This window comes from Microcoleus sp. F10-B2 (genome assembly GCF_036704965.1).
Classification (GTDB): Bacteria; Cyanobacteriota; Cyanobacteriia; order Cyanobacteriales; family Microcoleaceae; genus Microcoleus.
This window is the reverse complement of record NZ_JAUBTB010000031.1, coordinates 1-26,542: the sequence shown is the minus strand read 5'-3', so window position 1 is coordinate 26,542 and position 26,542 is coordinate 1. Positions and strand designations below refer to the sequence as shown.

Genomic DNA, 26,542 nt, shown 5'->3' with positions numbered 1-26,542 from the left:
CATAATTATTGTCATCTGCAACTAACACAACTTATGAAACGCCTGCTGACTTTTCTAATTTTGTTTGCGATCGGTGCAACCGTGGCTTTCGGCTGTAGCCCCACAGGTGGCAACCAGCAGCAAGTGCTCAGCATTTACAATTATGCAAGTTATATCGCCCCAGAAGCGATCGCCCAATTCGAGAAAGAGAACAATGTTAAAATTCAATACGACACTTTCGAGAACAGCGACGCACTCTATGCCAAACTCAAACAGGGAAACCCCGGTTACGACTTAATATTTCCCGCAGATTACATGGTGAAAATCATGATCGCAGAAAATATAATTGAGCCGCTGAACTTAAACAATATTCCCAACCAAAAGAACCTAGAACCTAAGTTTATCAATCAAGCTTTTGACCCGGGGAATAAATATTCCCTGCCCTACCAGTGGGGAACGATGGGAATTGGCTACAACGTGAAAACAATCCAGGGCGATATCAACAGTTGGGCGGCAATGTTCGACCCTAAATATACCGGAAAAGTGGCGTGGCAAGATGATGCCAGATACACATTTGCAGGAGTTTTAATGTATTTAGGCTTTGACCCAAATACAACCAATCCCGAAGAGATTAACAAAGCGCGCGATTTGCTGATTAAAAGTAAAAATATCATTGCCGCTTTTGTCCCCGACACCGGTCAAAATCTGCTCGATCAAGGAGAAGTAAATCTGACAATGGAATGGAGCGGTGATATTTTCCAAGTGATGACAGAAAATCCTAATATCCGTTACGCTATTCCCAAAGAAGGAACAATTATCTTTTCTGACAACATGGCAATTCCCAAAGGTGCGCCCCAAAAAGAGTTAGCAGAGAAATTTATTAACTTTATTTTGCAGCCAGAAGTAGGCGCCCAAATTTCCAATTTTATCCATTTCGGATCGCCCAACAAAGCAGCAATCGATCGAGGTTTAATCGACCCGAAAGATTTGAATAATCCTCAAATTTACCCGCCGGCTGAGGTGTTTGGCAAAATGAAATTATTGGAGGATGTCGGGAAAGCAACCGCATTGTACGATCGAGCTTGGACGGAAGTTAAAGCTGGAGCCGGAAAGTAGATATAAAACAGGTTTCTGCCGGGGCTGGTTTACTTAAATTTTGAGTGGTTTGTATTGGAGTTGCACCATCGTCAAGAACGGGTTCTCCGGCCCGTTCCACAATAAAATTAAGTTTTGTGGAACGGGCCGGAGAGCCCGTTCCTAAACAAGTAATTGAGAATGGTGCAAGATATCAGTTTAACCGGACTCAAACTCAGATTTTTATTACTCACACATACTAACACAATGCACTCTGTCGAGGTTTTAGAAGTTTCTAAAGTATTTAAAAGTGCCCGCAGTAAAGATTTCTTAGCTGTAGACAACATCAACCTGCAAATTTACGATCGCGAATTCTTTTCTTTACTCGGCCCTTCCGGCTGCGGCAAAACTACAACTTTGCGAATGATCGCCGGTTTTGAAATGCCCACAGCGGGCGAAATTTACATTCACGGCCAACCGATGCAAAATCGCCCGCCATTTCACCGCCCAGTGAATACGGTATTTCAAAACTATGCTTTATTTCCGCACATGACAGTAGCACAAAATGCCGCTTTTGGGTTGGAAATGGAGAATTTGCCTCAGAAAACAATTCGCGATCGCGTTGCTGAAGCCTTAGCATTAGTACAGTTAACCGAGGTAGAAAAACGCTATCCCCGCCAACTGTCAGGGGGACAGCAGCAGCGAGTAGCGTTAGCAAGAGCATTAGTCAAACAGCCGTCTGTTTTGCTGTTGGATGAACCCCTAGGAGCGCTGGATTTAAAATTGCGTAAAGAGATGCAATTAGAATTAAAAAAAATGCAGCGAAAATTGGGAATTACGTTTATTTATGTGACTCACGACCAAGAAGAAGCGCTAACAATGTCGGACAGAATTGCAGTAATGGAGGGAGGAAAACTGCAACAAGTCGGGACGCCTGTTGATATTTATGAATATCCTAAAACGCGGTTTGTTGCTGATTTTATTGGCGACAGCAATTTTTTAACCGGGCGAGTAGTAGAAAAGGAAAACGGTCAAATAATCGTGTTGGTTGACCAGCAGTTGCCCGTGTTAGTTGCCACAGCAGAAGATATGCCCGCTGGGAAAGTTGTCACCCTGGTGCTGCGGCCCGAAAAAGCTGCTATTTTCCCGGCTAATTATGATGCTGAAAATAGCTGGCCGGGAATAGTAGAAGAGGCTATTTATATTGGCACTGACACGCGCTATACGGTGCGGTTGACTGCTAAAAGTTCGATCGCCCTTCGCCGACAAAACTTGCACAGAGATGACTTGCAGCGATACCAAGTCGGCGACAGCGTTCGAGTTGCCGTGCCGCCGGAAAGTATCTGCATTTTATAAAAAATTCTGCTTAATTCAATCTCGCTTACTCCGGTGATGGCGGAGGAGTTTCCGCCTCGGGCAAGGGAATTTCCGCAGGACTCGATTCGGGCGACGGCGAAGAAGTTTCCGCTTCGGGCGAGGGAATTTCCGCAGGACTCGATTCGGGGGACGGCGAGAGACTCTCAGCCCCAGGGGACGGAATCTCCGAAGGACTCGATTCGGGGGACGGCGAGGGACTCTCCGAAGGACTCGGGGCGGGAGTTTCCGGCGGTGGCGGAAGTTGTGCGGGCTCTGGCTGGGGGCTTTGGAGGCTTTGCACCCACAAACCTAAAGCGCCACAGGCCAACATCAGCCCCAACAGCCCCAGTAGGGTCAGCCCGGGCTTTAACTTCGGTTTTTGAATTGGTTCCGGGGCGAGGGGAGTTTCGGGGTACAACAACTGTTTGGACGATTCAGAAAGCTGAGATTCTGGAATCCTCCCGGACTTCTGGAGGGACCGCGGCAGGGACGGCGGCAGCGACACCGAGGCTGACACCGGCGCCACGGCCGGCGCTGACGCCACGGTTGGATGGAACAGTACCAATCTCTCCGGCGACATCCGACAGTGAGTCGCCACCACAGAGGTGTTGTCATAACCGTTTTTCTCGTTGGCGAGGCGAATCCAAGACTGAACTGCGGCTTCCAAAGACATTTTGCCCTCAAGCACCTCTGGGCCGTAATTCTCCCAATAGCGCTCTACTAAGTCGTTGTCGCTCAAACCGTCGGAGCACAGCAGCAGTAAGCCTTCCTCTTCGACAATAAATCGCTGAATCGTCGGGCGCAGGAAATCACCGTCCCGCGTTCCCAAAGCTTGAGTTAAGGCTCCTGCATCCGATCGCAGTTGAGTCTCCCAGTATAAACTGTGTCCTAGCTGGACTTCCCTTGAGGCTACGTCGTCGTCCACAGTCAGGCGGTGACAGTAATTTTTGCCAATCCAATAAGCGCGGCTGTCTCCAACATTGACTAAATAAAGTTCGTGACTGTTATTCGACGGCAATTCCTCGGAAATTTTCACTTTTTGAGGCAACTGGAGGGCCATCACCAAAGTCGTCCCCATCCGCTGCCGCAACTCTTTTCCCTGCTCGTTATTTTGAGCGGAAATCACATTATTCACAACTCTCGCTATTTCTTCTAGTTGCTTAATTACCATTAGTGGCGTCATCAACTCTTCTTGTTGAGCGATTTCTGCGAGCAAATTTTGGATTAAAGCTTTCATGGACTGGACGGCTAATTGACTGGCAACTTCTCCTCCTTCGTGACCTCCAACCCCGTCGCAAACCATTGTCAAGTAAGGAATTAATTTGTCATTTCCTGAAGTTTTGCTCGATAGAAAATCCGCAGCAGTTGGATAGCAACTGTCTTCATTTTGGGAGCGCTGCGGGCCGGTATCAGTCATGCCCACTACTTCTAAGTGCAGGGGCAATTTAGCGGCTTGTTCTAACAGTAAATCGTTGAGTTCCAGGGTCAGCGCCTCCAAATTCATGCTGCTGCGGCGCATAAACTGACAAATCTCTCCGAGTCTCGACTGCACCTCGGGTTGCGCGGATTCGACCAAACCAGACCACACATCTCCCAAATCCCGCAGCGTCGGTACAAAATTGCCCCGATGCAGTTCCAGCAGGCGTACCCGCCAACCTTCCACCCGCAAATTTTCCGGTACCAGCAAACTCGAAGCGACTCCCTGTTCCGACAGCGGCGTCCACAGTTGGAGCATTTGCCACAGCCAGTAAACTTGGCGCGCGGCTGTTGTCCCAGACCAAGCTTCTAAAATAGAGGGATACAGGCGACCGAAATTATTGATGGGCACATTTTCTAACAACACCACCTCTGCCGCTTCCGGTGCTTCCCCCAGCGAACAAAAACCGTATACTTCAGGCGTATGAAGCCGTTGGGGATACAAATGCAGGTAAGGCACAATCCTATCCGGCAGTTGTTCTGGGACGCTTGGAGGCAAAGCTGGACGGCTGTCGAGCCAGATTTGGGGTGCAATGACAAAATATCGATCGGCTATTACCTTACCCGCCGGCACTTCCTCGGCTGCTTGCCCCACCACCCACAAATATCGATAAATTAAATCGGTTTCGCAAGCTGCACAGTGCTGGCGGCCAAAGGTATTGCGTGGCTCGCCGCAGCTAAGATTCGGGCAATAAATGGGTTCGGAGAAACTGCTGATCATATCGAAATAGTTTGTGTAAAAACATTCTGAAGATATATGATTCGCAAGCCCAAATTCATGAGCTTGAGAATAAACTGATTTTAGCCCCTGTCAATTTCTTAACTGCCTTTGGGCCCCTAGAAATTGTAGTTTCTGCCAGTCTGCACCGGCTAAAATTGTAATCTAAGTTACTAAAATCTGACTTGGAGTACGATGGAAGCCTCAAGCTGATACCGTGGGGCGAAAAATCGCTTCTTCGGCCCGCAAGTGGCAAACCCTTGCAGAGTCAGTTGTTTGCAATTCTTAAATTTTAAATTTCCCATCTAAGATCTAAATAGTATCACCTATTCTTTTTATGATCTGGACTCCCACGCTCCTTTGGCTGCTAGCTGGGTCTTTGCTCTGTTTGGCCGAGCTATTTCTCCCGACTGCTTTTGTCGCTTTTATGATGGGACTGAGCGCCTTCGCCGTAGCTGGATGCTCTCTAGTTCTACCTTACGTTAATTTACAAATATTTCTGTGGATGGTATTTTCGACAGTTTTTGTGCTGCTGTCCCGGCGGTTGATACCAAAAGGCAAGGCAAGGGCGATCGCAGATTCTCAGGAAGCAAAAACTTTAACAGAAATTCCCCCCGGAGAAGCCGGCCGAGTCATTTATGAGGGGAATTCTTGGCAAGCTCGCTGCGAAGACACAAACGCCACCATCCCCCCCAACCAAAACGTAATTGTCGTCGGACGGAAAGGCACTACTCTGATAGTTTTGCCAGAACATTTATTGCATTCTTAAACAAAATGCGTAATTAATCAGAGACAATTAGTAGTTAGTCAGTAGTCAGTAGTCAGTAGTTATTAGTCATTAGTCATTAGTCATTAGTCCACAAACAGTCAACAGTCAACAGTCAACATTTAACAGTCAACAGTCAACATTTAACAGTCAACAGTCAACATTTATAGGAGGCCACCGTGGAACAATTTTTTTTACTCGTATTTTTAGCACTAGGCGGGTCAGCCCTCGCAGGTTCCGTCAAGATTATCAATCAGGGAAATGAAGCGCTGGTGGAAACTTTAGGTAAATACAGCGGCAAAAAACTGGAACCCGGTTTGAATTTTGTCAAGCCGTTTCTCGATCGCGTCGTTTACGAGCAAACAATTCGGGAAAAAGTCTTAGATATTCCCCCGCAAGCTTGTATTACCCGGGACAACGTTTCCTTTACCGTTGATGCTGTGGTTTACTGGCGGATTGTAGACTTGGAAAAAGCTTGTTACAAAGTAGAAAATCTCCAGTCAGCAATGGTAAATATGGTGCTGACTCAAATTCGCGCCGAAATGGGTCAACTCGACCTCGAACAAACCTTTACTGCTCGTTCTCAAATTAATGAAATCTTGCTCAGAGATTTAGATATTGTTACCGATCCTTGGGGAGTGAAAGTAACGCGGGTAGAACTGCGCGATATTATCCCTTCTAAAACTGTACAGGAATCGATGGAATTGCAGATGGCAGCCGATCGACGCAAGCGGGCGGCAATTCTGACATCCGAGGGCGAACGCGAGTCAGCAGTTAACAGCGCCAAAGGTAAAGCAGAAGCGCAAGTTTTGGATGCAGAAGCGCGCCAAAAAGCGACTATTTTGGAGGCGGAAGCTCAACAAAAGGCGATCGTCCTGAAAGCTCAAGCAGAACGCCAAAGTCAGGTTTTGAAAGCTCAAGCTACTTCTGAGGCGTTGCAAATAATCGCCAAAACTCTGCAAAATGACCCCACAGCCCGGGAAGCTTTACAATTTTTGTTAGCTCAAAACTATCTGGATATGGGCTTGAAAATTGGCAGCAGCGACAGCAGCAAGGTGATGTTTATGGACCCGCGCAGCATTCCCGCTACGATGGAGGGATTGCGATCGATTGTTGGGGAAGGTAATCAGGCTGATTAGCCAGTTGGCAGTTGACAGTTAACTGTTAACTGCTGACTATTTTCATTACCTATTACCTATTACCAAATTTAAGATTCTTGAGCCAAAGTACACCGATCGCACAATCCGAAAAACTCCAAAGTGTGATAATAAATTTTGAAAGAATGAGATTGTTGTAGTTGGCTTTCTAAGTGGTGGACGGGGCATTCGTCGATCGTAATTGATGCGCCGCATTCGAGACAAGTTAAGTGATGTTGGTCTTGGTGGGCGGCACCGTAGAGAGACTCGCCACTAGCGAGGGTTCTGACGTGAACGAACCCCTCTCGCTTTAAACCGTCGAGGGAGCGGTAAACGGTTGCTAAGCCCATGCTTTGGTCGCTGTTACGCAGTTCTAAGTAGATATCTTGCGCTGAGAGCGATCGATTCAGGACTTTGAGCAAGTTTAAAATACGCTCCTGACTGCGGGTGTGGTTGGTTCTCATAATTTTTTTCTCGAATCTGCTGGAATCAAATTTGTCCCTATTTCTAGGCTATCTCACTTGGGGGAGTTAAATGGCGATCGGCGCGCAGCTCGGTTGTAGAATAAAATGGCGCTAACTTTCACATCACCTACCGCAACATTCCCGTGACTCAGAAATATCTTGCCCAAATCTATGTTACCCTCCGCCCTTCGGTTTTAGACCCCGCCGGCACTGCCGTACAGTCTGGTTTGCAACACATGGGATACGACAATGTTGAGCGCGTGCGTATCGGGAAATACGTTGAATTGACGCTGACTGCTGCTGGTGAGTCGGAGGCCCGCGAACAACTCGATCGCGTTTGCGACCAACTTTTGGCCAATCCAGTGATTGAAAATTATCGCTTTGATTTGACTGAAATTCCTGTTGCTGTGGAGACAGCGGCGGCCTAAATGCGATCGTCCCTAGGGTGTTTTTAAACCCGGAGATCCCCCCCTAACCCCCCTTAATAAGGGGGGGACAAGAGGGTTTTGAAAGTCTTTGTTAAAAAGCGAGAACAAGAGCGTTCAAAGTCTTCGTTAAAAACACAAGAACTAGAACGACTCAAAGTCTCCCTTCTTAAGGGGGATTTAGGGGGATCGAGACTTAGAGACAAGCGAGAAAAACATAAGATTTTAGTCTTATGTTGACACCTCTTCCTTCTTCCCTCTTCCTTCTTCCCTCTTCCTTCTTCCCTCTTCCTTCTTCCCTCTTCCTTCTTCCCTCTTCCTTCAGCTTATGAAATTTGGAGTTATTGTTTTTCCTGGTTCAAATTGCGATCGCGATGTGGTGTGGGTGACTCAAGGGTTACTCCACCAACCGACGCGGATGATTTGGCACGAAGATACCGATATTTCGGATATTGATGTCATTGTAATTCCCGGCGGTTTCAGTTACGGAGATTATTTGCGGTGCGGCGCGATCGCCCGTTTTTCTCCGGCGATGCGGGCTACTGCGGAACACGCGAAACAAGGAAAGCTTGTATTAGGCATCTGCAACGGTTTTCAGGTGTTGACTGAAGCTGGTTTGTTGCCCGGTGCTCTGGTGCGGAATGCGGGATTGAATTTTATTTGCGATCGCGCTTCTTTGAAAGTTGTACGGGGTAATACTCGTTGGACTGCGGCTTATACTACGGGTGAAATCATCGATTTGCCGATCGCCCACGGTGAAGGCAACTATTATGCTGATGCGGATACATTAGCAGAGTTAGAAGACCACGAGCAAGTGCTGTTTCGCTACTGCACAGAGGCGGGCAAAATTAGCGATGCTGGCAATCCCAACGGTTCGTTAAATAATATTGCCGGCATTTGTAATCGGGCGGGCAATGTATTAGGAATGATGCCGCATCCAGAACGGGCATCCGATCCGATGTTGGGCGAAACTGATGGGGTGAAATTGTTTCAAGGGTTGTTGATGGCTACTGTTGCTGCTGTTTTGTAGTTGCAATATTTGCGATATTTGTTGTAGATACCGTAGGGTGCGTCGCTATTGTAGGGAAACGGCAATGCCGTGTCCCTACTTTTCAGGGACACTCGAAACTCTCGCAGCGACGCACCTACAAAATTAAAAATGCTAAAATGAGTTGAAAGTCAATACATCGGAAAACAGTCCTATGCCTTCACCCTTTCCTGGAATGGACCCCTACTTAGAAAACCCCGATTTCTGGCAGGAAACTCACAATCGATTGATTATCGCGATCGCTGATACCATCATGCCTCAAATTCGCCCTAAATATGAGGTGGCAATTGACAAACGCATCTATGAAATTACCGATTTAAATGAAAGTAACGACGAGTCCCTTTTAGTAGGTATCCCCGATGTCGCGATTAAGCGTCAATCTAATAACCCGAATATTCCTACAGGTTCAGTTGCCACTGTAAGTATAACACTTCCGACTACGGTTAAAGTGCCTGCTCCTGAAAAAATTAAACAGACTTACTTGGAAGTGCGAGAAATGGCAACGAAACAAGTTGTCACCGCAATTGAAATTCTTTCTCCTGTCAACAAACGTAGTGGAGAAGGAAGAATTACTTATCTCAAAAAACGCCAGAGTATTTTAGGTAGCTTAACCAATTTAGTCGAAATCGATTTACTACGAAAATGGGAATCTATGCCCATTCTTAATAATTCTATTCAAAGCGATTATCGGATTTTAGTCAGTCCCAGTAATCGCCGTCCGTTTGCCGAACTTTATGCTTTTAATCTCTGCGATTCTCTACCTATATTTCCGCTTCCCTTGCGCGAGGAAGATGTAGAACCTATTGTTAATTTACCCGAAATATTTGGAGGTGTTTACGATCGCGCTGGCTATGATTATCGGATCGACTATAATCGAGAACCCGTACCGTCTCTATCGGAAGAACAGCGGGTTTGGGCTACCCAAATTTTGCAAGAAAAAGAACTTCGAGATAATTAATTATATTTTACTTTATATCCTAGGGTTAGTCGCGATCGACAATCTCTAAATCCACTTGAAAATTTCGCAGTGACGGACTAAACGGCAGCCGACAAGATATAATTACTACCAACTATTTAAAAGAGGAATATTTATTTTATGCCGCTAATAAACTTAGCTAATTTTAAAACTAGGGTTATTGGATGCAGTGCTGTGATGGCTGTCGGGCAACTTATTTCAAATGCGATCGCCAATCCGGGAGTGCTAGCAACGGGTTTAACGGGCAGTACGATCGCAATTGGGGGAGTTTCTATCTTAGCAGCGATTGCTGGCGGTATCGCCGGGAATATCGCGGCTAATGACCTCGGAAATCGGATGTCTGAACGGTTGGGAAAAAATCGGAATATTCTCGATAATCACGATTTGATTAAGGCGGCGGGTGAGGCAATCGGCTATATTTTGAGAGAGCTTGCGAAGGCGGATCAATTAATTGCGATCGCCGAAACCAAAAATTTGCCTTATCCAGAAACAGCACTCAGTCAATTAGCCGAGAAAACTCCTGAATACTGGCTGGAGATTAACACGAATACAGCCGATTTGTCAAGGGGTTTAAATATTTCCGAAGACCAGTTAACCAAGATTTTTTCTGCCGATGCCGAGGAGTTCGATCGAGTTACCGGATTGACAACGGCAGATTGGGCAACTTTCGTCAACGAATTCGCGGCCAGCCAGGGGAAATCCTTCGATGCGGAAATTGTGGAATTTGTGGCGGACAAGCTGTACGCAACTTTCCCGAAAGCGTACCGCGAAGTGCTGAAACAAGATGCGGCGAAGGGAGGAGAAAAGTTTGCGGCGATGCTGTTGAATCTGCACCAAATTGCTTTGGCGGAACTCAAAGATTTAGGGCTGCAAAATGGGGAAATTCTGCACAAGTTGGAGGCGGTGGCAACTGGGCAGCAGATTTGTCAAGTGATGGTGAAATTGTCAGCGCTCGAAATTGGCATTCGGGACGATTTGGCGCAAATTAAAACATCACTGGAACGATTTGTTGATACTTCCGCGCCTCAATTGCCGCTTCCCTACGAGTGCGAAACGATTATTCAAGACCGCACTCAAGACTTTACTGGCCGCCGATTTGTGTTTGAAGCAATTATCGAATTTCTGCAGAAAAAGCCTAAAGGATATTTTGTTTTAGAAGCCGATCCGGGTGTCGGGAAAACTTCAATTATGGCGAAGTTAGTGCTGCTGATGAAGCGGCGCTGTGTTGTCCATTTTAACTCGCAATCTCAAGGCACGGTTAAGGCAAAGCAATTTCTTGAAAATGCCTGCACTCAGTTAATTCAAGCCTTTAAACTGGATTACCCAAAATTGCCAGAAAATGCGACTACAGATGGCAATTTTCTCAGTCGATTGTTGGGGGAAGTGAGTGCTAAACTGGGCGTAAAAAAGTTAGTTTGTGTTGTGGATGCCCTCGATGAAGTCGATCTGAGCGATCATGGGCGTGGCAGCAATGTCCTCTATTTGCCTGATGCTTTGCCGGATAATGTTTATTTTATTGTGTCGAAGCGGCCGGAAACTCTGCGTTTGCCAAATCATCAGGTTTTTGATTTGATGCAGTACAGTGCAGAAAGTTTAGCTGATGTCAAGGTTTATATTGACAAACGCACCAGCAACAGCGCGTCAATTCAGAATTGGATTAGCCGTCAAAATTTGCAGCGGGAACAGTTTGTGGCGGCGGTGGCGGAAAAAAGCCAGAATAATTTTATGTACCTGCGCTATGTGCTGAATGATATCGATAGCGGCAAGTACAGCGATGTGAATTTGCAAGATTTGCCGAGGGAGTTGGAAGGTTATTATGAGAAGCACTGGGCGCGCATGGAAATGGCGGTTAAAGATAAAGAATTGCGCCGCCGGAAGTTGAAGGTGATTTATTTGTTGACCAAAACTCGCAAGCCTGTTTCCTGCGATATTTTGGCGGATTTTGCTGAGGAAGATGCCTTAGATTTGCAGGAAGTTCTCGATGATTGGGAACAGTTTTTACGGCGCAGCAGCGACACTCCGCCGGATTACAGTATCTATCACGCAAGTTTCCAAAGATTTATCCACCGCAAAGATGTCGTGCAGAGAGCAGGGGTTTCGCTGCGGGATATCGAAACGGCGATTTCTGATAATTTGTGGGAGGATTTGTACGGCGATGAGTAAGTTTAAAGAACGGTTGGGGAAAATGTCGCCGAAAAAGCGGCTTTATGCTTTGGAAACTTTGCCGGGGCATTTGGCGGATACTGTTCAAGGGGAAAGGCTGTATCAGTTGTTGACGGATTTCGATTTTCTTGAGGCGAAGTTGGATGCGTTGGGGGTACAAGCGTTAATTGAGGATTACGATTTGGCGAGAGTTTCTGATGTTTTGTTGTCGAAGGAGCCAAGTGAAACTCTGAATTTGATTCAAGGAGCAATTCGCAAGTCTGCTCACGTTTTGGAAATGGATAAAACGCAATTGGCAGGGCATTTATTGGGGAGGTTGCTACCTGATGAAATAACTATGATTATAGATGAATCTAAGTATTTTTGGGAGTATTTACCATTAATTTCTAGGTTTCCCCCCCGTAAACCTGTCAAAAAAGTGACGGAAAAAATCTCGTCTCCTGATGACATTCAAGCCATGCTAGAACAAGCAAAGCAGTCGAAAAATACTCCTTGGCTGCGGCCTTTGAAGGCTAATCTGGAAAGGGCAAATGAGGGTGCGCTGCGGACGCTTGCCGGTCATACTGACGGGGTAAAAGCAGTCGCGATCGCACCGGACGGCAAACGAGTGATTTCGGCTTCAGGGGATAAAACCCTGAAAATCTGGGACATCGACAGTGGCACGGAACTCAGAACTCTCATCGGTCATACTGGCGAGGTATGGGGAGTAGCGATCGCACCAGACGGCAAACGAGCAATTTCGGCTTCAGAGGATAAAACTTTGAAAATCTGGGACATCGACAGCGGCACGGAACTCAGAACTCTTACCGGTCATACTGGTTATGTATTAGCAGTCGCGATCGCACCAGACGGCAAACGAGCAATTTCAGCTTCAGAGGATAAAACCCTGAAAATCTGGGACATCGACAGTGGCACGGAACTCAGAACTCTCATCGGTCATACTTATGCGGTAACAGCAGTCGCGATCGCACCAGACGGCAAACGAGCGATTTCGGCTTCAGGCGATAACAAAATCTGGTACGGGGATAAAACCCTGAAAATCTGGGACATCGACAGTGGCAGGGAATTGAGAACTATCCTCGGTCATTTTAGGTCGCTATTATCAGTTGCGATCGCACCAGACGGGAAACGAGCAATTTCGGCAGCTTCAGGCGATAAAACTCTGAAAATCTGGGACATCGACAACGGTAGGGAATTGAGAACTCTCATCGGTCATACTGGTGTGGTACTTGCCGTCGCGATCGCACCCGACGGCAAACGAGTGATTTCCGCTTCAAGGGATCGCACTCTCAAAATCTGGGACATCGACAGTGGCAGAGAATTGAGAACTCTCACCGGTCATACTTATGCGGTAACAGCAGTCGCGATCGCATACGACGGCAAGACGACAATTTCCGCTTCAAACGATAGCAACCTCAAAATCTGGGACATAGACAGCGACAGAGAATTGAGAACTATTGCTGGTAATATTCGGGAGGTATATGCAGTCGCGATCGCACCAGACGGCAAGACAGCGATTTCGGCTTCAAGGGATCGCACTCTCAAAATCTGGGACACAGACAGCGGGAGGGAACTGAGAACTCTGACCGGTCACACTGATATGGTATCAGCAGTCGCGATCGCACCAGACGGCAAGCGAGCAATTTCCGGTTCCTGGGATAGAACCCTGAAAATTTGGGACATCGACAGTGGCAGGAAATTGAGAACTCTCACCAGTCATACGCAACAGGTATGGGGAGTAGCGATCGCACCAGATGGCAAAACAGCAATTTCCGCTTCAGGGGATAAAACCCTAAAAGTCTGGGACATTGACAGTGGCAGGAAATTGAGAACTCTTACCGGTCATACTCAGGAGGTATTTGCAGTCGCGATCGCACCAGACGGCCTCATAGCGATTTCGGCTTCAGGGGATTACAACCTTTTGGCTTCAGGGGATAACACCCTCAAAATCTGGGACATAAACAGCGGTAGGGAACTGATAACTCTCACCGGTCATACTCACAGTGTAACAGCAGTAGCGACCGCACCCGACGGCAAGCAAGCAATTTCGGCTTCAAGGGATCACACCCTCAAAATCTGGGACATCGACAGTGGCAGCGAATTGAGAACTCTCATCGGTCATACTCAGGGGGTATATGCCGTCGCGATCGCCCCGGACGGCCTCATAGCGGTTTCGGCTTCAGACGATAAAACTGTGAAAATCTGGGATCTGCTGAGTGGCAATGAGGTTGCTAGTTTCAGCGGAGATGGTGGGTTTGCTTGCTGTGCGATCGCCCCTGATGGAGTGACAGTTGTAGCGGGCGATCGATCGGGCCGGGTGCATTTCCTGAGATTGGAGGGAGTTAGCGGCGGGCGATAATCCAAGAAACCGGGTTTTTGCCCGAATCTGTGGGTTGTACCGAAGTATTTCGGAAAAAACCCGGTTTCTGGGGCCCCGCGATCGGGTTTTTGGTTGATGGGCGATCGGGTTTTTTGTGGATGGGCGAGCGAATTTGAGAGAAATGTGCGATCGGGTTTTTGGGTTGATTGGGGCGATCGGGTTTTAATGATTGGTATAAAATAGAGAGTGAGAGCAACGGAGTTTCTAAATGCCTGCTAAAGATATTTTTCACGATACTGTCAAAACTGCCTTACAAAAAGACGGATGGATAGTTATTCGTGAAAACTTTCGGGTGCAAGTCGATGACGAAGGTTTAGCAATGTTTATCGATTTGACCGCAGAAAAGTTAATCAGTGCAGAAAAAGCAGGTCGAAAAATAGCTGTGGAAGTCAAGAGCTTTCGAGAGCAATCGGATTTCTACCAGTTTCATGCAGCCCTCGGTCAATTTCTCAACTGTCGATCGGCATTGAGAGATATTATGCCAGATTTGATTCTGTATTTAGCAGTTCCTTTAGAAACCTACGATGAATTATTTAGATTGAAATTCATTCAAGGACGTGTGGAAGAATACGATATCAAGCTAATTATTTTTCGGCCAGATTCGGAGGAAATTGTATTGTGGAGAAATTAAACTATACTGAAGCGATCGACAAAATTCTGAACAACTTCTCAGACATGGTTGTACGAGAAGGAACAGAAGTTAAAATTATTCGCGATCGCGAAAGCGGTAATTACCTGGTTATTCTCGCAGGCTGGAACGACCAATTAAGAGTCTACGGCGTTTCAGTTCACATTGAGCTTAAAGATGATAAAATCTGGATTCAACAGGATAGGACAGATACAGGAATAGCTGAAGAATTGGTCGAATTCGGAGTCCCAAAAACTGATATCGTACTTGCTTTTAAGTCTGATTTTACTAGAAAGTTTACCGAATACGCTGTTAGTTAAATGATTCATTCGGCGCTAGGGATGATCCTCATAGATACCAGCACGACTCACCGCAAAATCCGATAGCATAGGGACATTTACTCCCATGTTTTTAATGGACTCATCAGCCAATTCATCTAAAAGTATTTCAAACTCGCGATCGCTGATTTCTGCATCAGAATCACTTACTCTTGATAACAGGCCCGGCGCTGACTGCCAAGTTAGGAAATTTACAAAATTAAGAACAAATTCTAGCTGCGGTTTACCTAAATAACGCAGCTTACTTACAATGCTTTCAATTACAGCTTCCATATATTTATAGTTGAGCTTTAATTGTGATTAATTTCAGGGAATTATAGCAAAAATATCAAATTTTGTCAATTTTACCCAACTGCGGGAGAAGGGGAAGGGATCTCGGCTTTTTGGGAAACGGGCGATCGACTTTTTGGGAAACGGGCGATCGCAAACGGCAAAAGCAGTCTAAAATGAGAATAAAATAATAGGAATAATCACCGTGAGCGTCACGACTGTAAAATGGACAGTTGAAGACTACCACCATATGATTGCCGCCGGTATTCTGGAACGGCGAAACGTTGAATTAATAGGTGGAGAAATCATCGAAATGGCCCCCGAAGGAGAATCCCATGCTTACTCCAGCGATGAGGGTGGAGAGTACCTAATTTACTTGCTGGGCGATCGGGCAAAAGTCCGCCAAGGTAAGCCAATTACCTTATCGTCAAGCAACTCTGAGCCACAACCCGATATCGCTGTCGTTCAACGTCTGGGACGAGATTACCGAGAACATCACCCCTATCCAGAAAACATTTTTTGGCTGATTGAATACTCAAACTCTACTCTCAGTAAAGACTTGGAAATTAAAACCAAAATTTACGCCCAAGCGGGCATTTCTGAGTATTGGGTCATCAATTTGCGAACAATGGAATTGATAGTATTTCGCTCGCCTACAAATGACGGCTATCAATTCAGAGAAACTCTAACTCAGGGTAATATCAATCCGCTAGCATTTCCCGATGTTGCAGTTTCGATCGATCGATTATTAGAGGATTAGGCCTTCAACCCGCGCATCATCCGGGTAAAATCTCGTGTAGACGCGGTTTCAACCGCCGTATCTTCGCCGTATCTTCTCCGCGCGATCGACTTTTTGGAAAATCGGCGATCCACTCTTCAACCCGTCGGGTGGGCTTTGAGCAACGCCCAAAAAGTTAAATTTAAATGCAGAACACCCGATCAATCAACCCTTGGCTCATCCAATCCCAGCGGAACAAAATACTGACTGTAAACCACACTATCCGGCTCCCAAAGCGGCCGCCAATAAACATTCTGCATCACCGCCTTATCCCCATCACTATCCTCCGGCCACTGAAAACTGACGATCGCAATATTGCCATATCCCACAATCTCATCACCCTCTTGCAGCCAGCGATTGCGCCACAACAGCGATATAAAATTCCACAACCTACGCAGGAATGACAATTGTTTATTTTTATGCGATCTATCTGACGCAGTTCCCTTTTCTAGCACCAAAAACACCCGAGCTCTTTGCCGTTTAATCCAGTCAATCCGATACCCCCAATCAGGCAGAGATTGTCTGTTCCTGACAGCAGCCGCCAGAGCTTTCTTTTTGCCACTCCTCGAAATTTTCATTAATTCCAGCGGCTCATTCCATCCCAAACATTCGTGCGATCGCTCAGGAAGCAGCGACTTAATCTTAGTATGAATTAAATGCGTTTTCCACTCCTCATTGATAAAAGCACTAGCAGTCAACTGCGCCAGCACAGAATATTGACAATTTGACCGATAATTATCCCTCGTCAAAGGCTCAATATTCGGCCTAGAATCGCCAAAATGACAATCAGACCAATAACTCAGCCGCACAGCAGCAGCATAGTGAATATCCCCCGTCAACACAATCACCCGATTGCGCTGCTTAAAAAACTCCGACAACAGCTTCACAAAAGCCAACTCGTGAAAATTCCAAGCATCTCCCGCATCGCTATTAAAAACCTTCCCCTGTTCCACATCCCGCTTTTGCACCGCATCAATAATCCACAAACCCACCAAATTAGTCGGCACCACTACCAGCGTGGCCTCAATCTCAAACTCCCCAGTTTTATTCAGCAAATCAGTCTCCTTCAAAGGTTTCTGAATTTGCTCTTCAAAACCTTTGTGAGTCAAAAGCATCGGCGGATCGATCGCACTTTTCACCGGATAACCCCGCCAATTCCGCGTATCCAGCACAATCACCTCGTGCTTAAAACTTCTTACAGTAAAATGCCAATTCAAAACCTCACTTACACCCTCGCCATCCCGATCCAAAATAAAAACATCTTCGTCTAATTTCAACTTAGGTAAGTTAGTTTTCGGATCGAGTCCTGGAATTCCCAAATACGAAGCCGCCTCCTCCCAAGCAGAAACATCATTCCCCGCCGAATCCGACCATTTTTCAGCAGCTTTTAATAATTTATCACCCGGTTTTTCGCGATCGAACTGTGCGGGCGTATTCCCCCAAGCCTGAAACACAGCGTAAGCCACCAAAGCATTCTGCACCACGCGGCGGCCCAGCGGCTTCCCCAGCACCCGGTAACACCACTCTCGATTCAAATACAAATCGTCGCTAACATCGTGGTCATCGCAAATCATATAAGTAGGAATATTCGCTAGCGCCCTCCTCACCCTCCACAAATTGCGAGCAAAACCGTCAAGTTCAACAACTTCTCTATCCCAGACTTTTGCCTGCTTAGAATTTGGACAAATATCCTTACCCTTCGGAAAACGATCGCACCAAAGTACCGGCGACCAAACTAACAAATACATCGCGCAATATTCGCCCAAGCTAAACAAGTGACTTTTAGCATTTTTGGGTTTATTCACCAACATCGCCGTAAAGCCGCCAAAATCTCTGGCAATATCGCTGCGAGTCCCCGGCTGTAACTCAATTGGTTTTTTGGACTCATACTTAGCATCAGAGGGTTTCTGAATAGGTGACTCTCTAAAAATTTCCCTCTCATGACCAACTGCATTTTCGTTTTCCGCATTTTTAGGTATACTGATACACAAATTCTTTTTAATTTGGGCATCATCCATCAGGGGTAGACTCTCTTCCCAGCCCAACAGGGTATCGCCAGCATCAGTCAGGGCCCACAGCATCGCATCGGCAACGTCGTCGCCGTAAATTTGGTCGCCCGTTAAAAACAGTTGGTGGGGCCTGCTATTTGCCGTTCCTGCAAATTGTTCGATCGAATTATCCAAAATTGGCAGGGCATCTCTGCCGTCTCCGTGGGGCTTGCGACAAGAACCGTGAACGATACGCAAATAGTTTAAATCTTTCGGCGGCAGGGCAAAAGTCGGCAACTGGTGAGCGAAATAACCGATGGTCTCCGGGCCCAAAGCCGACGAATCAGGGGATGCCGGCCACAGACAAGAAATGAGATTTTCTTTCTCATTTTCTGGGACTGCAACCGACGGCGATTCCCGACTCCCAGTAAACTCAATGTCATAAGCATAAATTTGCCCGGATGTCAAGACATTGCTGTCGATCTGTTTAGCAGTCACCGCCACTACGTGCAGGTATTTGCCGAGCTGCACGGTAGAGTTCGCACCTTGGAGTAACGGCACCCCGACAATTTCGCCGGTTCCGCCCTCTGTGGAATAAACCTTGAGTTCGACTTGGCGGGGTGCTTTCAGAGCCAGCCAAACTGTCACGGCCCGACTTTCAGTCCGGCGCAAAATCGGGCCCGCAAGGATGAGCGGCAAATGATGAATTCGATGACTTAATGGCGTCCACGACATAGGATTTAAAAAATAAAAATTCAATCAGGGGTTTTCTAGCAATGAAATTTCAGGCGATCGAGCATCTGTAATCCGCTTAATTAATGCTAAGTCTGCCAACCCCAGTCTGCAAAATTGTAACAATTCATTAAGTAAAATTAATAATCAACCATGCTACAAGAAGAAAAATTACAGCAGTTCCTAGATTCAGCCCCCCAGCCGCCAGCAATTAAAACCTCAGAACCCGCCGGGCGGCCCAACAGTCCGCCGCTCTACTCGTCACCTTTAGATCGGGCGATCGACCGCCACCCCCTCACCGTGGCTCCAGAAACCCCGATCGCCCAAGTGTTGGCTTTGATGAACCCGATGCGTGTCTCCTGTCTGCTTTATGGCGAAAAACCACACGCTCTTCCGAGTCCGGCCAAGCGCAGTTGCGTGTTAGTTGTGGAAGATAATCGGCCGATCGGCATTTTTACAGAACGAGATATCGTCAAGCTAACTACCGTAGCAGCTTGTGCGGTAGGACTGACAATTGCTGACGTAATGACTCGATCGCCCATTACCCTCAAACAATCCGAGTCTCAAGATATTTTCACAGCTATATTCACGTTGCGCCAGCATCAGATTCGGCATTTGCCCGTGGTGGACGAAGACTCGCGACTTCTGGGCCTCATCACCCGCGAAGCCATTCACGAAGCCCTGCAACCGGTTAACTTGCTAACCAATTTGCGCTGTGCAGCAGATGTCATGGCTAAAGATGTCATTTCGGCCCCAAAAACTGCCTCAGCCCTCGATTTAGCCGAACTCATGGTCAAGTATCGAGTTAGTTGCGTCGTCATTGTCGAAGAGCAAACTCAGCATCCACAGCGGGCGATCGCACCAATAGAAAATTACCTTCTGCCGATCGGCATTGTCACCGAGCGGGATATTGTGCAGTTTCACGCCCTCGAATTAAACCTCTCGGAAATCCCGGCGGCAATGGTCATGAGTGCGCCTTTATTTTGCATATCTCCCGCCGATTCCCTCTGGAGCGCCCATCAGTCGATGCAGCGGCACTGTGTCCGCCGTTTGGTAGTAGTTGGCAGTCACGGAGAACTTTTGGGCGTTGTCTCTGTAACAAGTTTGCCACAAGTTTTTAACCAATCAGAAATGTACGGGACGATCGAGCTTTTGCAGCAAGCAGTTGACGATCGAGCCTCCCAATTGCAGAAAGCCAACGAACTTTTGCAGCAAGAAATTTTAGAGCGGCAGCGGGCTCAAGAAGCCCTGCGCCAAGCTCATGACGACTTAAAAAAACAAGTTGAAGAACGCACCGCTCAACTTTTAGAATCAAATGAATTGTTGAGACGGGATATTATCAAGCGCCAGCGAGTCGAAGAAGTGCTGCGGCGAAAGCAAACTTGCTTGAAAAATCAAGCGCAGCAATTAGAGGAAACTGTGCGAAAGTTGCAGCAAACTCAAACTCAACTTGTGCAAACTGAAAAAATGTCTTCTTTGGGACAAATGATTGCCGGTATCGCTCACGAAATTAACAATCCTGTTAATTTTATCTACGGCAACCTTTCCCACGCCAGCCACTACATCAAAGAATTACTCCAACTCGTGAAACTTTACCAGCAGCACTATCCCGAACCAGTCTCGGAAATTCGGGAAGCTGCAACAGAGATGGAAATCGATTTTTTGGTGGAAGACTTATCTAAGATCCTGTCTTCTATGCAAGTCGGAACCGAGCGCATACGCCAAATAGTTTTGTCGATGCGCAATTTTTCGCGATCGGATCAATCTAACATCAAGCTCGTTGACATTCACGAGGGACTTGAAAGCACTTTGTTGATTTTGCAGCACCGGCTCAAAGCTCACGGCGGACATCCATCTATTAACATTATTAAAGAATACGGCAATTTGCCTCAGATCCAGTGCTGTGGCGGTCAGATCAATCAGGTGTTTATGAATATTCTTGGCAATGCTATTGATGCTTTGGATGAAGAAATCCAGAACGGGCAATGGGCTAGGAGAAATGCGAAAAATTCACCGCCGTTAAATTCTACTTCTCCATTGACTCTTCCCACTATTACAATTCGCACTGAAGTTGTAGGCGGTGATTTTGTGGCGATCCGCATTTCCGACAACGGGCGGGGCATACCGGAGGAGATTCGCCGCCAATTATTCGATCCGTTTTTTACTACCAAACCCGTCGGCAAGGGTACGGGGTTGGGACTCTCTATTTCCTACCACTTAGTTGTGGAACAGCACGGGGGGCGGCTCGACTGCGTTTCGGAAACTGGACGGGGCACTGAGTTTGCGATCGAGATTCCGATAGTCAGTTGTCATGAGTCAGCAGTCAGCAGTCATTAGTCATGTGGCAGAAATCATAATCTCCCCATCTCCCCATCTCCCCATCTCCCCATCTCCCCATCTCCCCACCAATTCCTAAAAATTCACAATTTTTTACAAAACACCAGAAACCCCAGCAAAATCAATCTTTCCCCATCTTAAATCTCAAATCTCAAATCTCAAATCCTATAACTTTGCCCTCCCCAGACCCAAATCAGCCCAACTCACTTGGAGTTTGCAGGCCCTTTGTACCCTTTCAAGTTACCCGCACAAGCCATCAACTGCCTGCATCCTAGCCCCAAAGCCAAAAGCCGAGATTGTTTGAGAAGTTAATTTTTGTTTTATTTTTGTACCTCTTTATATTAAGAAAGTATTATAAAAGAAATTTAAAATCTAAAAACATTCTAAAAATTGATTGGTAAGTCAAAAAAAAAGCTAATATCCCCAAAGATGGAAAATACACAAATTTACTAGCATTTTAATTTGATCGCCCCCTTTCTTTTCCTCGCAAGTTAGCTAATAATGCTTTCAACAAGCTAAGTTGCGCCGACTCCCAAATTCACAGGAATGGCATTGCAGTCGGGGACTGCAATTGGGCTATTGCAGTTGGGTGCAGTTGGGCGATCGAAAAAAAGCGTGAAACCCCAGCCCCGATAGTTTTGATAGAAACCTATAGGAGAACAAAGAGTGAAACTCGCAGTTTACGGAAAAGGTGGAATTGGCAAATCGACAACAAGCTGCAACATCTCCGTTGCCCTAGCCAAGCGCGGCAAGAAAGTTTTGCAAATCGGTTGCGATCCAAAGCACGACAGCACATTTACCCTCACTGGCTTCTTAATCCCCACAATTATTGACACCCTTCAGCAAAAGGACTATCACTACGAAGACGTTTGGCCCGAAGATGTCATCTACAAAGGCTACGGCGGCGTTGACTGCGTAGAAGCAGGAGGTCCTCCAGCAGGAGCTGGCTGCGGCGGCTACGTAGTAGGCGAAACCGTCAAACTGCTCAAAGAACTCAATGCCTTCGAGGAATACGACATCATCCTGTTCGACGTGCTCGGCGACGTAGTGTGTGGCGGTTTTGCAGCCCCATTGAACTACGCCGACTACTGCATGATTGTTACCGACAACGGCTTCGACGCTTTATTTGCTGCCAACCGCATCGCCGCCTCAGTCCGCGAAAAAGCCCGCACTCACCCGTTGCGGCTCGCCGGTTTAATTGGCAACCGCACCTCAAAGCACGACTTGATCGACAAGTACGTAGACTCCGTACCCATGCCAGTGCTGGAAGTGCTGCCCCTGATTGAAGACATCCGCGTTTCTCGTGTCAAAGGCAAAACTTTGTTTGAAATGGCCGAGACCGATTCTTCCCTAAACTACGTCTGCGATTACTACCTCAACATCGCCGACCAGATTTTGGCAAGACCCGAAGGAGTAGTGCCCAACGACTTGCCGGATCGCGAATTATTCTCGTTGCTTTCAGATTTTTATCTAAATCCAGTTCAACCTGTGGTCAAGAAGGAGGAAGATGAGCTAGACCTGATGATGGTTTAATAGGTCTAGCGATCAGGATGAGGATAAAGAGGTTATGGCTTTTTTTGATACTTTTTCAGTTGCTCTCAAACAGAAGTGGTTGGACTACTACCAGGTAAATCGGGCTTGGCTGCTCCTGCACATGACGGCTGACAACACGGTCGCCACACCCGACGGCGGGAAAAGGCCTGTTTCTTACCTCATCCTGGGAATTGCGGCTGCCCTGGAGCCGGAACTCCAGCAATTAATGCTGCCCTTCTCAAAACTCAAGCCGGATGCAGACAGCCTGATCGAAGTGTTGGGGCTAAATTTTGACCCCGACCTGGCGCTGGGTATGCCCTCAAATATCGCGCCACAGACGGCGGGCCAATCTCCCACAACCGCAGCACCGCCAGCGGCCGCAACTGCTGCACCCGCAGCAGCTCAAACCGCAACTGCTGCACCCGCAGCGGCTCAAACCGCAACTGCTGCACCTGCAGCAGCTCAAACCGCAACTGCTGCACCCGCAGCAGGTATCGAGCAAGCTGCACCCGCAGCAGGTATCGAGCAAGCTGCACCCGCAGCAGGTATCGAGCAAGCTGCACCCGCTGATGCCAATTCTAATAAATTAGGCGGTGCGGCCTTAGCAGCAGCCGGAGTAGTCGCCGGAGTCGCCGGAGTCGCAGGTCTGGCAGCAGCAGCCTCAGCACTTAGCTCCGAGGAGGAATCCTTTGATGAGTTTGAGGAAGAATCTGACTCCGACTTAGACCTGGGCGATGATGGGGAAGAAGTTGTCTCCGACTTCGACCTGGGCGATGACGAGGAAGAAGTTGTCTCCGACTTCGACCTGGGCGATGACGAGGAAGAAGTTGTCTCCGACTTCGACATGGACGATGACGAAGAAGAAGAAGCCTCGGCTTTGGACGGTCTCGGTCTCGAAGACGATGAGGAAGACGCCGTATCTGACTTCGATATGGGCGACGACGAGGAAGACGCCGTATCTGACTTTGATATGGGCGATGACGAGGAAGAAGAAGCCTTGGCTTTGGGCGGTCTCGACCTCGACGATGACGAAGAAGAAGCCTCGGCTTTGGGCGGTCTCGACCTCGACGATGACGAGGAAGAAGAAGCCTCGGCTTTGGAGGGTCTCGACCTCGACGATGACGAAGAAGAAGCCTCACAATTTGGGACTTTGACCTCTGGGGATCTCGCATCGGGAATATCCGATCCGTTTGGGGAAGAAGATGCAGAGTTTGTCGCCGAAGAAATACCCGATCCGTTTGGGACCCCGACCTCAGATGACCTAGATATGGATCTGGGCGACTTGGACGAAGACGGTATTGACGATTTCTCTGTATCGGATGAGGATGACCTCGACGAGCTCGGACTTGACGATCTGGGGGAAGCAACTACCGGAGATCCTGACGAAGATGATTTAGATGCTCTAGGTCTCGGCGATTTGGATTCCGACGATGAGGATGAAGAAATTTCCGGCTTTTTATCTGATTTTAAGTGAGGTTGTTGCGATCGCCCGAGTCTCTCCTAGTGATGAAGTTTCCCGCTCTATTTGTTAGTTGTGAGTTGCGAGTTGTTAATTTTTAATTAGCTCAAACTCACAACTGCCAAAAGGCTTTTTGCCCTCGCGGAGTAGAAGAAAACTAAATCCCTGCTGTGAGGGATTATCCGCCCTCGCGCAGAATTTTTTAGCTCAAATTTTGGATGCTGCGGCTGCGGAAATATTGAGTTTGTTGCATCTATTTTTCAGAGGAATTAGCCCAAAATCAGGTATTTCTATTATTGTTGGCTGCGAAAGCGCGATTGCAAAAAACAAATTTTTTTTCGCTCCTGTGCCTGTTCGCGTTTGAGAGGAAAAACAACCTACTTCTCTCGTGCGCGAGAGCAGCGAGGCGATCACAAAATACAGGTATTTCCTAGCTTAGCGAGCCTGTCCCGTTCGAGACGAAAAACAATTTAAAGGGAGAAGATTTGAGATATGACTGCTATTACTACTACTGAACCCGAAGCTTTAAACTTTGAATGCGAAACTGGCAATTATCACACTTTTTGTCCGATTAGCTGCGTAGCTTGGCTTTATCAAAAAATTGAAGATAGCTTTTTCTTAGTCATCGGTACTAAAACTTGCGGCTATTTCTTGCAAAATGCCATGGGCGTGATGATTTTTGCTGAGCCTCGGTATGCGATGGCTGAGTTGGAAGAGGGCGATATTTCCGCTCAGTTAAACGATTATGAGGAGTTGAAGCGGCTGTGCTTGCAAATTAAGCGCGATCGTAACCCCAGTGTAATTGTTTGGATCGGCACTTGCACCACCGAAATCATTAAAATGGACTTGGAAGGGTTAGCGCCGAAACTCGAAGCCGAAATTGGCATTCCCATCGTCACGGCTCGCGCTAACGGCTTGGATTACGCCTTTACTCAAGGGGAAGATACCGTTTTAGCAGCGATGGCTGCTAAATGTCCTGAGAAAGCGCCCGTGATGGAATCTCAGAAACAAGAACGCAATGCTATCTCTCAACTGCTGAATTTCGGCAAGAAAAAAGAGGAAGTTGCAGCAGATGAATCGGAATATGTCAAGCACACACCGCTGGTACTTTTTGGTTCTTTGCCCGATCCGGTTGTCACTCAGCTAACCTTAGAATTGAAGAAGCAAGGAATCAAAGTTTCCGGTTGGCTTCCTTCCAAGCGCTACACAGAATTGCCAGTCTTGGAAGAAGGTTATTATGTATCGGGTATGAATCCGTTCTTGTCGCGCACAGCTTCTACCTTGATGCGCCGCCGCAAGTGTAAGCTAATTGGTGCGCCATTCCCGATCGGCCCTGACGGAACTCGCGCTTGGATTGAGAAAATTTGCTCTGTGTTGGGAATTGAACCAAAAGGTTTGGACGAACGGGAAGCGCAAATTTGGGCTGGTTTGGAAGATTACCTGCAAATAATTCGCGGCAAATCTGTCTTCTTTATGGGAGACAATTTGCTGGAGATTTCTTTAGCACGTTTCTTGATTCGCTGCGGCATGACTTGCCCGGAAATTGGCATTCCTTACATGGACAAACGCTATCAGGCGGCCGAGTTGGCGTTGTTAGAAAAGACTTGTCACGAGATGGGAGTTCCTACTCCTCGGATTGTGGAGAAACCAGACAATTACAATCAGTTGCAGCGGATTTACGAGCAGAATATTGATTTGGTGATTACTGGTATGGCTCACGCTAATCCTTTGGAAGCGCGCGGAATTAATACTAAGTGGTCTGTTGAGTTTACTTTTGCTCAGATTCACGGCTTTGGTAATGCGCGGGATATTTTGGAGTTGGTGACTCGTCCGCTGCGCCGGAATAATTCGCTGAAGGATTTGGGTTGGGGTGATTTGGTGAAGAAAGAAGCTAAGGTTTAATCGTTTGTACTAAGATAGTAGGGTGGGCGTTGCTCACCCTATTTTTTTTATGAACCGCTGATGAGGGCCGATGAACACGGATGAACGCGGATGAACGCGGATGAAAGTCAATTTTAAATCTCTGGATTATTACTTGAGCCTGAAATATCCTATCAGTTTTTACCCAGAATCTGAAGGTTATACAGCCATAATAAAAGACCTTCCGGGTTGTATGTCTGTGGGGGAAACTTTGTCGGAAGCGATGGATAATATTCAGGAAGCTAGGAATTGTGGGTAGAGACTGCTTGTGAGTGCGGCGATGAGATTCCTTTACCGGTGGCTGATGTTTAGCATACAGGACGATCGAGTTTGAGGGAGGGTTAAAGGGCGATCGCTCTTTTATTCTTTTATTTTTTTATGAACCGCTGATGCGGGCTGATTAACGCAGATTAACGCGGATGCAGGGTGCGATCGTACTTTTCAATCAATTTCCTTTGGGTAGCTTTGCTCACGTGCACTTTTCCCCAACCCTTCCAGAATCCCATGCCACAAGCCCGTAACCCACATTCCGCACCCCCAACTGGCACATACGCGGATTGAGAGGGTAAAAGTGAATCATCCGAGATAATAGTGAGTA

General features: G+C 47.2%; 23 protein-coding genes. 17 read left to right on the top strand and 6 right to left on the bottom strand.

Translation table 11 applies throughout. The features are described from left to right. Positions 1–33 precede the first annotated feature (33 nt). Both QUA99_RS14065 and QUA99_RS14060 read left to right on the top strand, forming a co-directional pair. Positions 34–1,095 (top strand): spermidine/putrescine ABC transporter substrate-binding protein, encoded by a 1,062-nt coding sequence (locus QUA99_RS14065; RefSeq protein ID WP_333237471.1) that lies wholly within the window; start codon positions 34–36, stop codon positions 1,093–1,095. 225 nt (positions 1,096–1,320) lie between these two features. Next, a complete protein-coding gene (locus QUA99_RS14060) occupies positions 1,321–2,409 on the top strand; it encodes an ABC transporter ATP-binding protein (RefSeq protein ID WP_333237469.1) in 1,089 nt (362 codons plus the stop codon). 25 nt (positions 2,410–2,434) lie between these two features. On the opposite strand, the gene QUA99_RS14055 is transcribed toward QUA99_RS14060, so the two are convergent. Then, complete coding sequence (locus QUA99_RS14055) at positions 2,435–4,606, bottom strand: protein phosphatase 2C domain-containing protein (RefSeq protein WP_333237468.1); 2,172 nt, start codon at positions 4,604–4,606, stop codon at positions 2,435–2,437. 334 nt (positions 4,607–4,940) lie between these two features. Between QUA99_RS14055 and QUA99_RS14050 the strand changes: the two genes are divergently transcribed. Together QUA99_RS14050 and QUA99_RS14045 are read left to right on the top strand one after the other, a co-directional pair. Next, positions 4,941–5,372: an NfeD family protein gene (locus tag QUA99_RS14050; RefSeq protein WP_333237466.1), complete on the top strand. Its 432-nt coding sequence runs from the start codon at positions 4,941–4,943 to the stop codon at positions 5,370–5,372. 176 nt (positions 5,373–5,548) lie between these two features. Further along, positions 5,549–6,508 carry an SPFH domain-containing protein gene (locus QUA99_RS14045; protein ID WP_333237464.1) on the top strand — a complete coding sequence of 320 codons (960 nt, stop codon included), beginning with the start codon at positions 5,549–5,551 and terminating at the stop codon, positions 6,506–6,508. A gap of 68 nt (positions 6,509–6,576) precedes the next feature. On the opposite strand, the gene QUA99_RS14040 is transcribed toward QUA99_RS14045, so the two are convergent. Continuing rightward, positions 6,577–6,969, bottom strand: coding sequence for a Fur family transcriptional regulator (locus QUA99_RS14040; protein WP_172184862.1), 393 nt, complete (start codon positions 6,967–6,969; stop codon positions 6,577–6,579). A 143-nt stretch (positions 6,970–7,112) separates the two neighbouring features. Here QUA99_RS14040 and purS point away from each other — a divergent pair, with 143 nt between their 5' ends. The 5 genes from purS (at position 7,113) to QUA99_RS14015 (ending at position 13,940) form a co-directional block, all read left to right on the top strand. Continuing rightward, positions 7,113–7,397: a phosphoribosylformylglycinamidine synthase subunit PurS gene (gene purS / locus QUA99_RS14035; RefSeq protein ID WP_333042010.1), complete on the top strand. Its 285-nt coding sequence runs from the start codon at positions 7,113–7,115 to the stop codon at positions 7,395–7,397. Positions 7,398–7,722: 325 nt separating this feature from the next. Continuing rightward, positions 7,723–8,424, top strand: coding sequence for a phosphoribosylformylglycinamidine synthase subunit PurQ (gene purQ / locus QUA99_RS14030; RefSeq protein ID WP_333237462.1), 702 nt, complete (start codon positions 7,723–7,725; stop codon positions 8,422–8,424). A gap of 172 nt (positions 8,425–8,596) precedes the next feature. Further along, positions 8,597–9,400, top strand: a complete 804-nt coding sequence (locus QUA99_RS14025; RefSeq protein ID WP_333237460.1) for a DUF4058 family protein — start codon at positions 8,597–8,599, stop codon at positions 9,398–9,400. Between the two features lie 138 nt (positions 9,401–9,538). Beyond that, on the top strand, positions 9,539–11,581 hold the full coding sequence (locus QUA99_RS14020) for an ATP-binding protein (protein WP_333237458.1): 2,043 nt from the start codon (positions 9,539–9,541) through the stop codon (positions 11,579–11,581). Next, the gene (locus QUA99_RS14015) at positions 11,574–13,940 is read left to right on the top strand and encodes a hypothetical protein (protein WP_333237455.1); all 2,367 of its coding nucleotides are present in this window, start codon (positions 11,574–11,576) and stop codon (positions 13,938–13,940) included. The genes QUA99_RS14020 and QUA99_RS14015 overlap by 8 nt, the downstream gene beginning before the upstream one ends. Here QUA99_RS14015 and QUA99_RS14010 read toward each other — a convergent pair. Next, positions 13,924–14,157, bottom strand: a complete 234-nt coding sequence (locus tag QUA99_RS14010; RefSeq protein ID WP_333237453.1) for a hypothetical protein — start codon at positions 14,155–14,157, stop codon at positions 13,924–13,926. The genes QUA99_RS14015 and QUA99_RS14010 overlap by 17 nt on opposite strands. A 12-nt stretch (positions 14,158–14,169) precedes the next feature. Between QUA99_RS14010 and QUA99_RS14005 the strand changes: the two genes are divergently transcribed. Further along, complete coding sequence (locus tag QUA99_RS14005; protein WP_333237451.1) at positions 14,170–14,592, top strand: element excision factor XisH family protein; 423 nt, start codon at positions 14,170–14,172, stop codon at positions 14,590–14,592. Further along, positions 14,580–14,909 carry a XisI protein gene (locus tag QUA99_RS14000; protein ID WP_333237449.1) on the top strand — a complete coding sequence of 110 codons (330 nt, stop codon included), beginning with the start codon at positions 14,580–14,582 and terminating at the stop codon, positions 14,907–14,909. Before QUA99_RS14005 ends, QUA99_RS14000 begins: the two co-directional genes overlap by 13 nt. A 15-nt stretch (positions 14,910–14,924) precedes the next feature. Here the strand turns inward: QUA99_RS14000 and QUA99_RS13995 are convergent, their stop codons facing one another. Further along, a complete protein-coding gene (locus QUA99_RS13995) occupies positions 14,925–15,200 on the bottom strand; it encodes a hypothetical protein (protein WP_333237447.1) in 276 nt (91 codons plus the stop codon). A gap of 202 nt (positions 15,201–15,402) precedes the next feature. Between QUA99_RS13995 and QUA99_RS13990 the strand changes: the two genes are divergently transcribed. Next, complete coding sequence (locus QUA99_RS13990; RefSeq protein ID WP_333237445.1) at positions 15,403–15,957, top strand: Uma2 family endonuclease; 555 nt, start codon at positions 15,403–15,405, stop codon at positions 15,955–15,957. A gap of 179 nt (positions 15,958–16,136) precedes the next feature. Here the strand turns inward: QUA99_RS13990 and QUA99_RS13985 are convergent, their stop codons facing one another. Continuing rightward, complete coding sequence (locus QUA99_RS13985; protein ID WP_333237443.1) at positions 16,137–18,662, bottom strand: PhoD-like phosphatase; 2,526 nt, start codon at positions 18,660–18,662, stop codon at positions 16,137–16,139. A 186-nt stretch (positions 18,663–18,848) separates the two neighbouring features. On the opposite strand from QUA99_RS13985, the gene QUA99_RS13980 reads away from it, so the two are divergent. From QUA99_RS13980 to QUA99_RS13960, 5 genes are all read left to right on the top strand, one after another. Beyond that, a complete protein-coding gene (locus QUA99_RS13980) occupies positions 18,849–21,032 on the top strand; it encodes a CBS domain-containing protein (RefSeq protein ID WP_333237441.1) in 2,184 nt (727 codons plus the stop codon). A 666-nt stretch (positions 21,033–21,698) separates the two neighbouring features. Then, entirely contained in the window at positions 21,699–22,565 is an 867-nt protein-coding gene (gene bchL / locus QUA99_RS13975; protein ID WP_333237439.1) for a ferredoxin:protochlorophyllide reductase (ATP-dependent) iron-sulfur ATP-binding protein, read from the top strand. A 34-nt stretch (positions 22,566–22,599) separates the two neighbouring features. Next, the gene (locus QUA99_RS13970; protein ID WP_333237437.1) at positions 22,600–24,039 is read left to right on the top strand and encodes a DUF5331 domain-containing protein; all 1,440 of its coding nucleotides are present in this window, start codon (positions 22,600–22,602) and stop codon (positions 24,037–24,039) included. Between the two features lie 477 nt (positions 24,040–24,516). Further along, on the top strand, positions 24,517–25,926 hold the full coding sequence (locus tag QUA99_RS13965; RefSeq protein WP_333237435.1) for a ferredoxin:protochlorophyllide reductase (ATP-dependent) subunit N: 1,410 nt from the start codon (positions 24,517–24,519) through the stop codon (positions 25,924–25,926). 100 nt (positions 25,927–26,026) lie between these two features. After that, positions 26,027–26,203 (top strand): type II toxin-antitoxin system HicB family antitoxin, encoded by a 177-nt coding sequence (locus QUA99_RS13960; protein ID WP_333237433.1) that lies wholly within the window; start codon positions 26,027–26,029, stop codon positions 26,201–26,203. Between the two features lie 151 nt (positions 26,204–26,354). Here the strand turns inward: QUA99_RS13960 and QUA99_RS13955 are convergent. Further along, a partial coding sequence (locus tag QUA99_RS13955) for a hypothetical protein (RefSeq protein WP_333237431.1) occupies positions 26,355–26,542 on the bottom strand: 188 nt, incomplete at its 5' end.

Excerpts from the sequence above, each read along its gene's own strand:
- QUA99_RS14065 (WP_333237471.1), top strand. The coding sequence starts at position 34 with ATGAAACGCCTGCTGACTTTTCTAATTTTGTTTGCGATCGGTGCAACC.
- QUA99_RS14060 (WP_333237469.1), top strand. The coding sequence starts at position 1,321 with ATGCACTCTGTCGAGGTTTTAGAAGTTTCTAAAGTATTTAAAAGTGCC.
- QUA99_RS14055 (WP_333237468.1), bottom strand. The coding sequence starts at position 4,606 with ATGATCAGCAGTTTCTCCGAACCCATTTATTGCCCGAATCTTAGCTGC.
- QUA99_RS14050 (WP_333237466.1), top strand. The coding sequence starts at position 4,941 with ATGATCTGGACTCCCACGCTCCTTTGGCTGCTAGCTGGGTCTTTGCTC.
- QUA99_RS14040 (WP_172184862.1), bottom strand. The coding sequence starts at position 6,969 with ATGAGAACCAACCACACCCGCAGTCAGGAGCGTATTTTAAACTTGCTC.
- purQ (WP_333237462.1), top strand. The coding sequence starts at position 7,723 with ATGAAATTTGGAGTTATTGTTTTTCCTGGTTCAAATTGCGATCGCGAT.
- QUA99_RS14025 (WP_333237460.1), top strand. The coding sequence starts at position 8,597 with ATGCCTTCACCCTTTCCTGGAATGGACCCCTACTTAGAAAACCCCGAT.
- QUA99_RS14020 (WP_333237458.1), top strand. The coding sequence starts at position 9,539 with ATGCCGCTAATAAACTTAGCTAATTTTAAAACTAGGGTTATTGGATGC.
- QUA99_RS14015 (WP_333237455.1), top strand. The coding sequence starts at position 11,574 with ATGAGTAAGTTTAAAGAACGGTTGGGGAAAATGTCGCCGAAAAAGCGG.
- QUA99_RS14005 (WP_333237451.1), top strand. The coding sequence starts at position 14,170 with ATGCCTGCTAAAGATATTTTTCACGATACTGTCAAAACTGCCTTACAA.
- QUA99_RS13995 (WP_333237447.1), bottom strand. The coding sequence starts at position 15,200 with ATGGAAGCTGTAATTGAAAGCATTGTAAGTAAGCTGCGTTATTTAGGT.
- QUA99_RS13980 (WP_333237441.1), top strand. The coding sequence starts at position 18,849 with ATGCTACAAGAAGAAAAATTACAGCAGTTCCTAGATTCAGCCCCCCAG.
- QUA99_RS13970 (WP_333237437.1), top strand. The coding sequence starts at position 22,600 with ATGGCTTTTTTTGATACTTTTTCAGTTGCTCTCAAACAGAAGTGGTTG.
- QUA99_RS13965 (WP_333237435.1), top strand. The coding sequence starts at position 24,517 with ATGACTGCTATTACTACTACTGAACCCGAAGCTTTAAACTTTGAATGC.
- QUA99_RS13960 (WP_333237433.1), top strand. The coding sequence starts at position 26,027 with ATGAAAGTCAATTTTAAATCTCTGGATTATTACTTGAGCCTGAAATAT.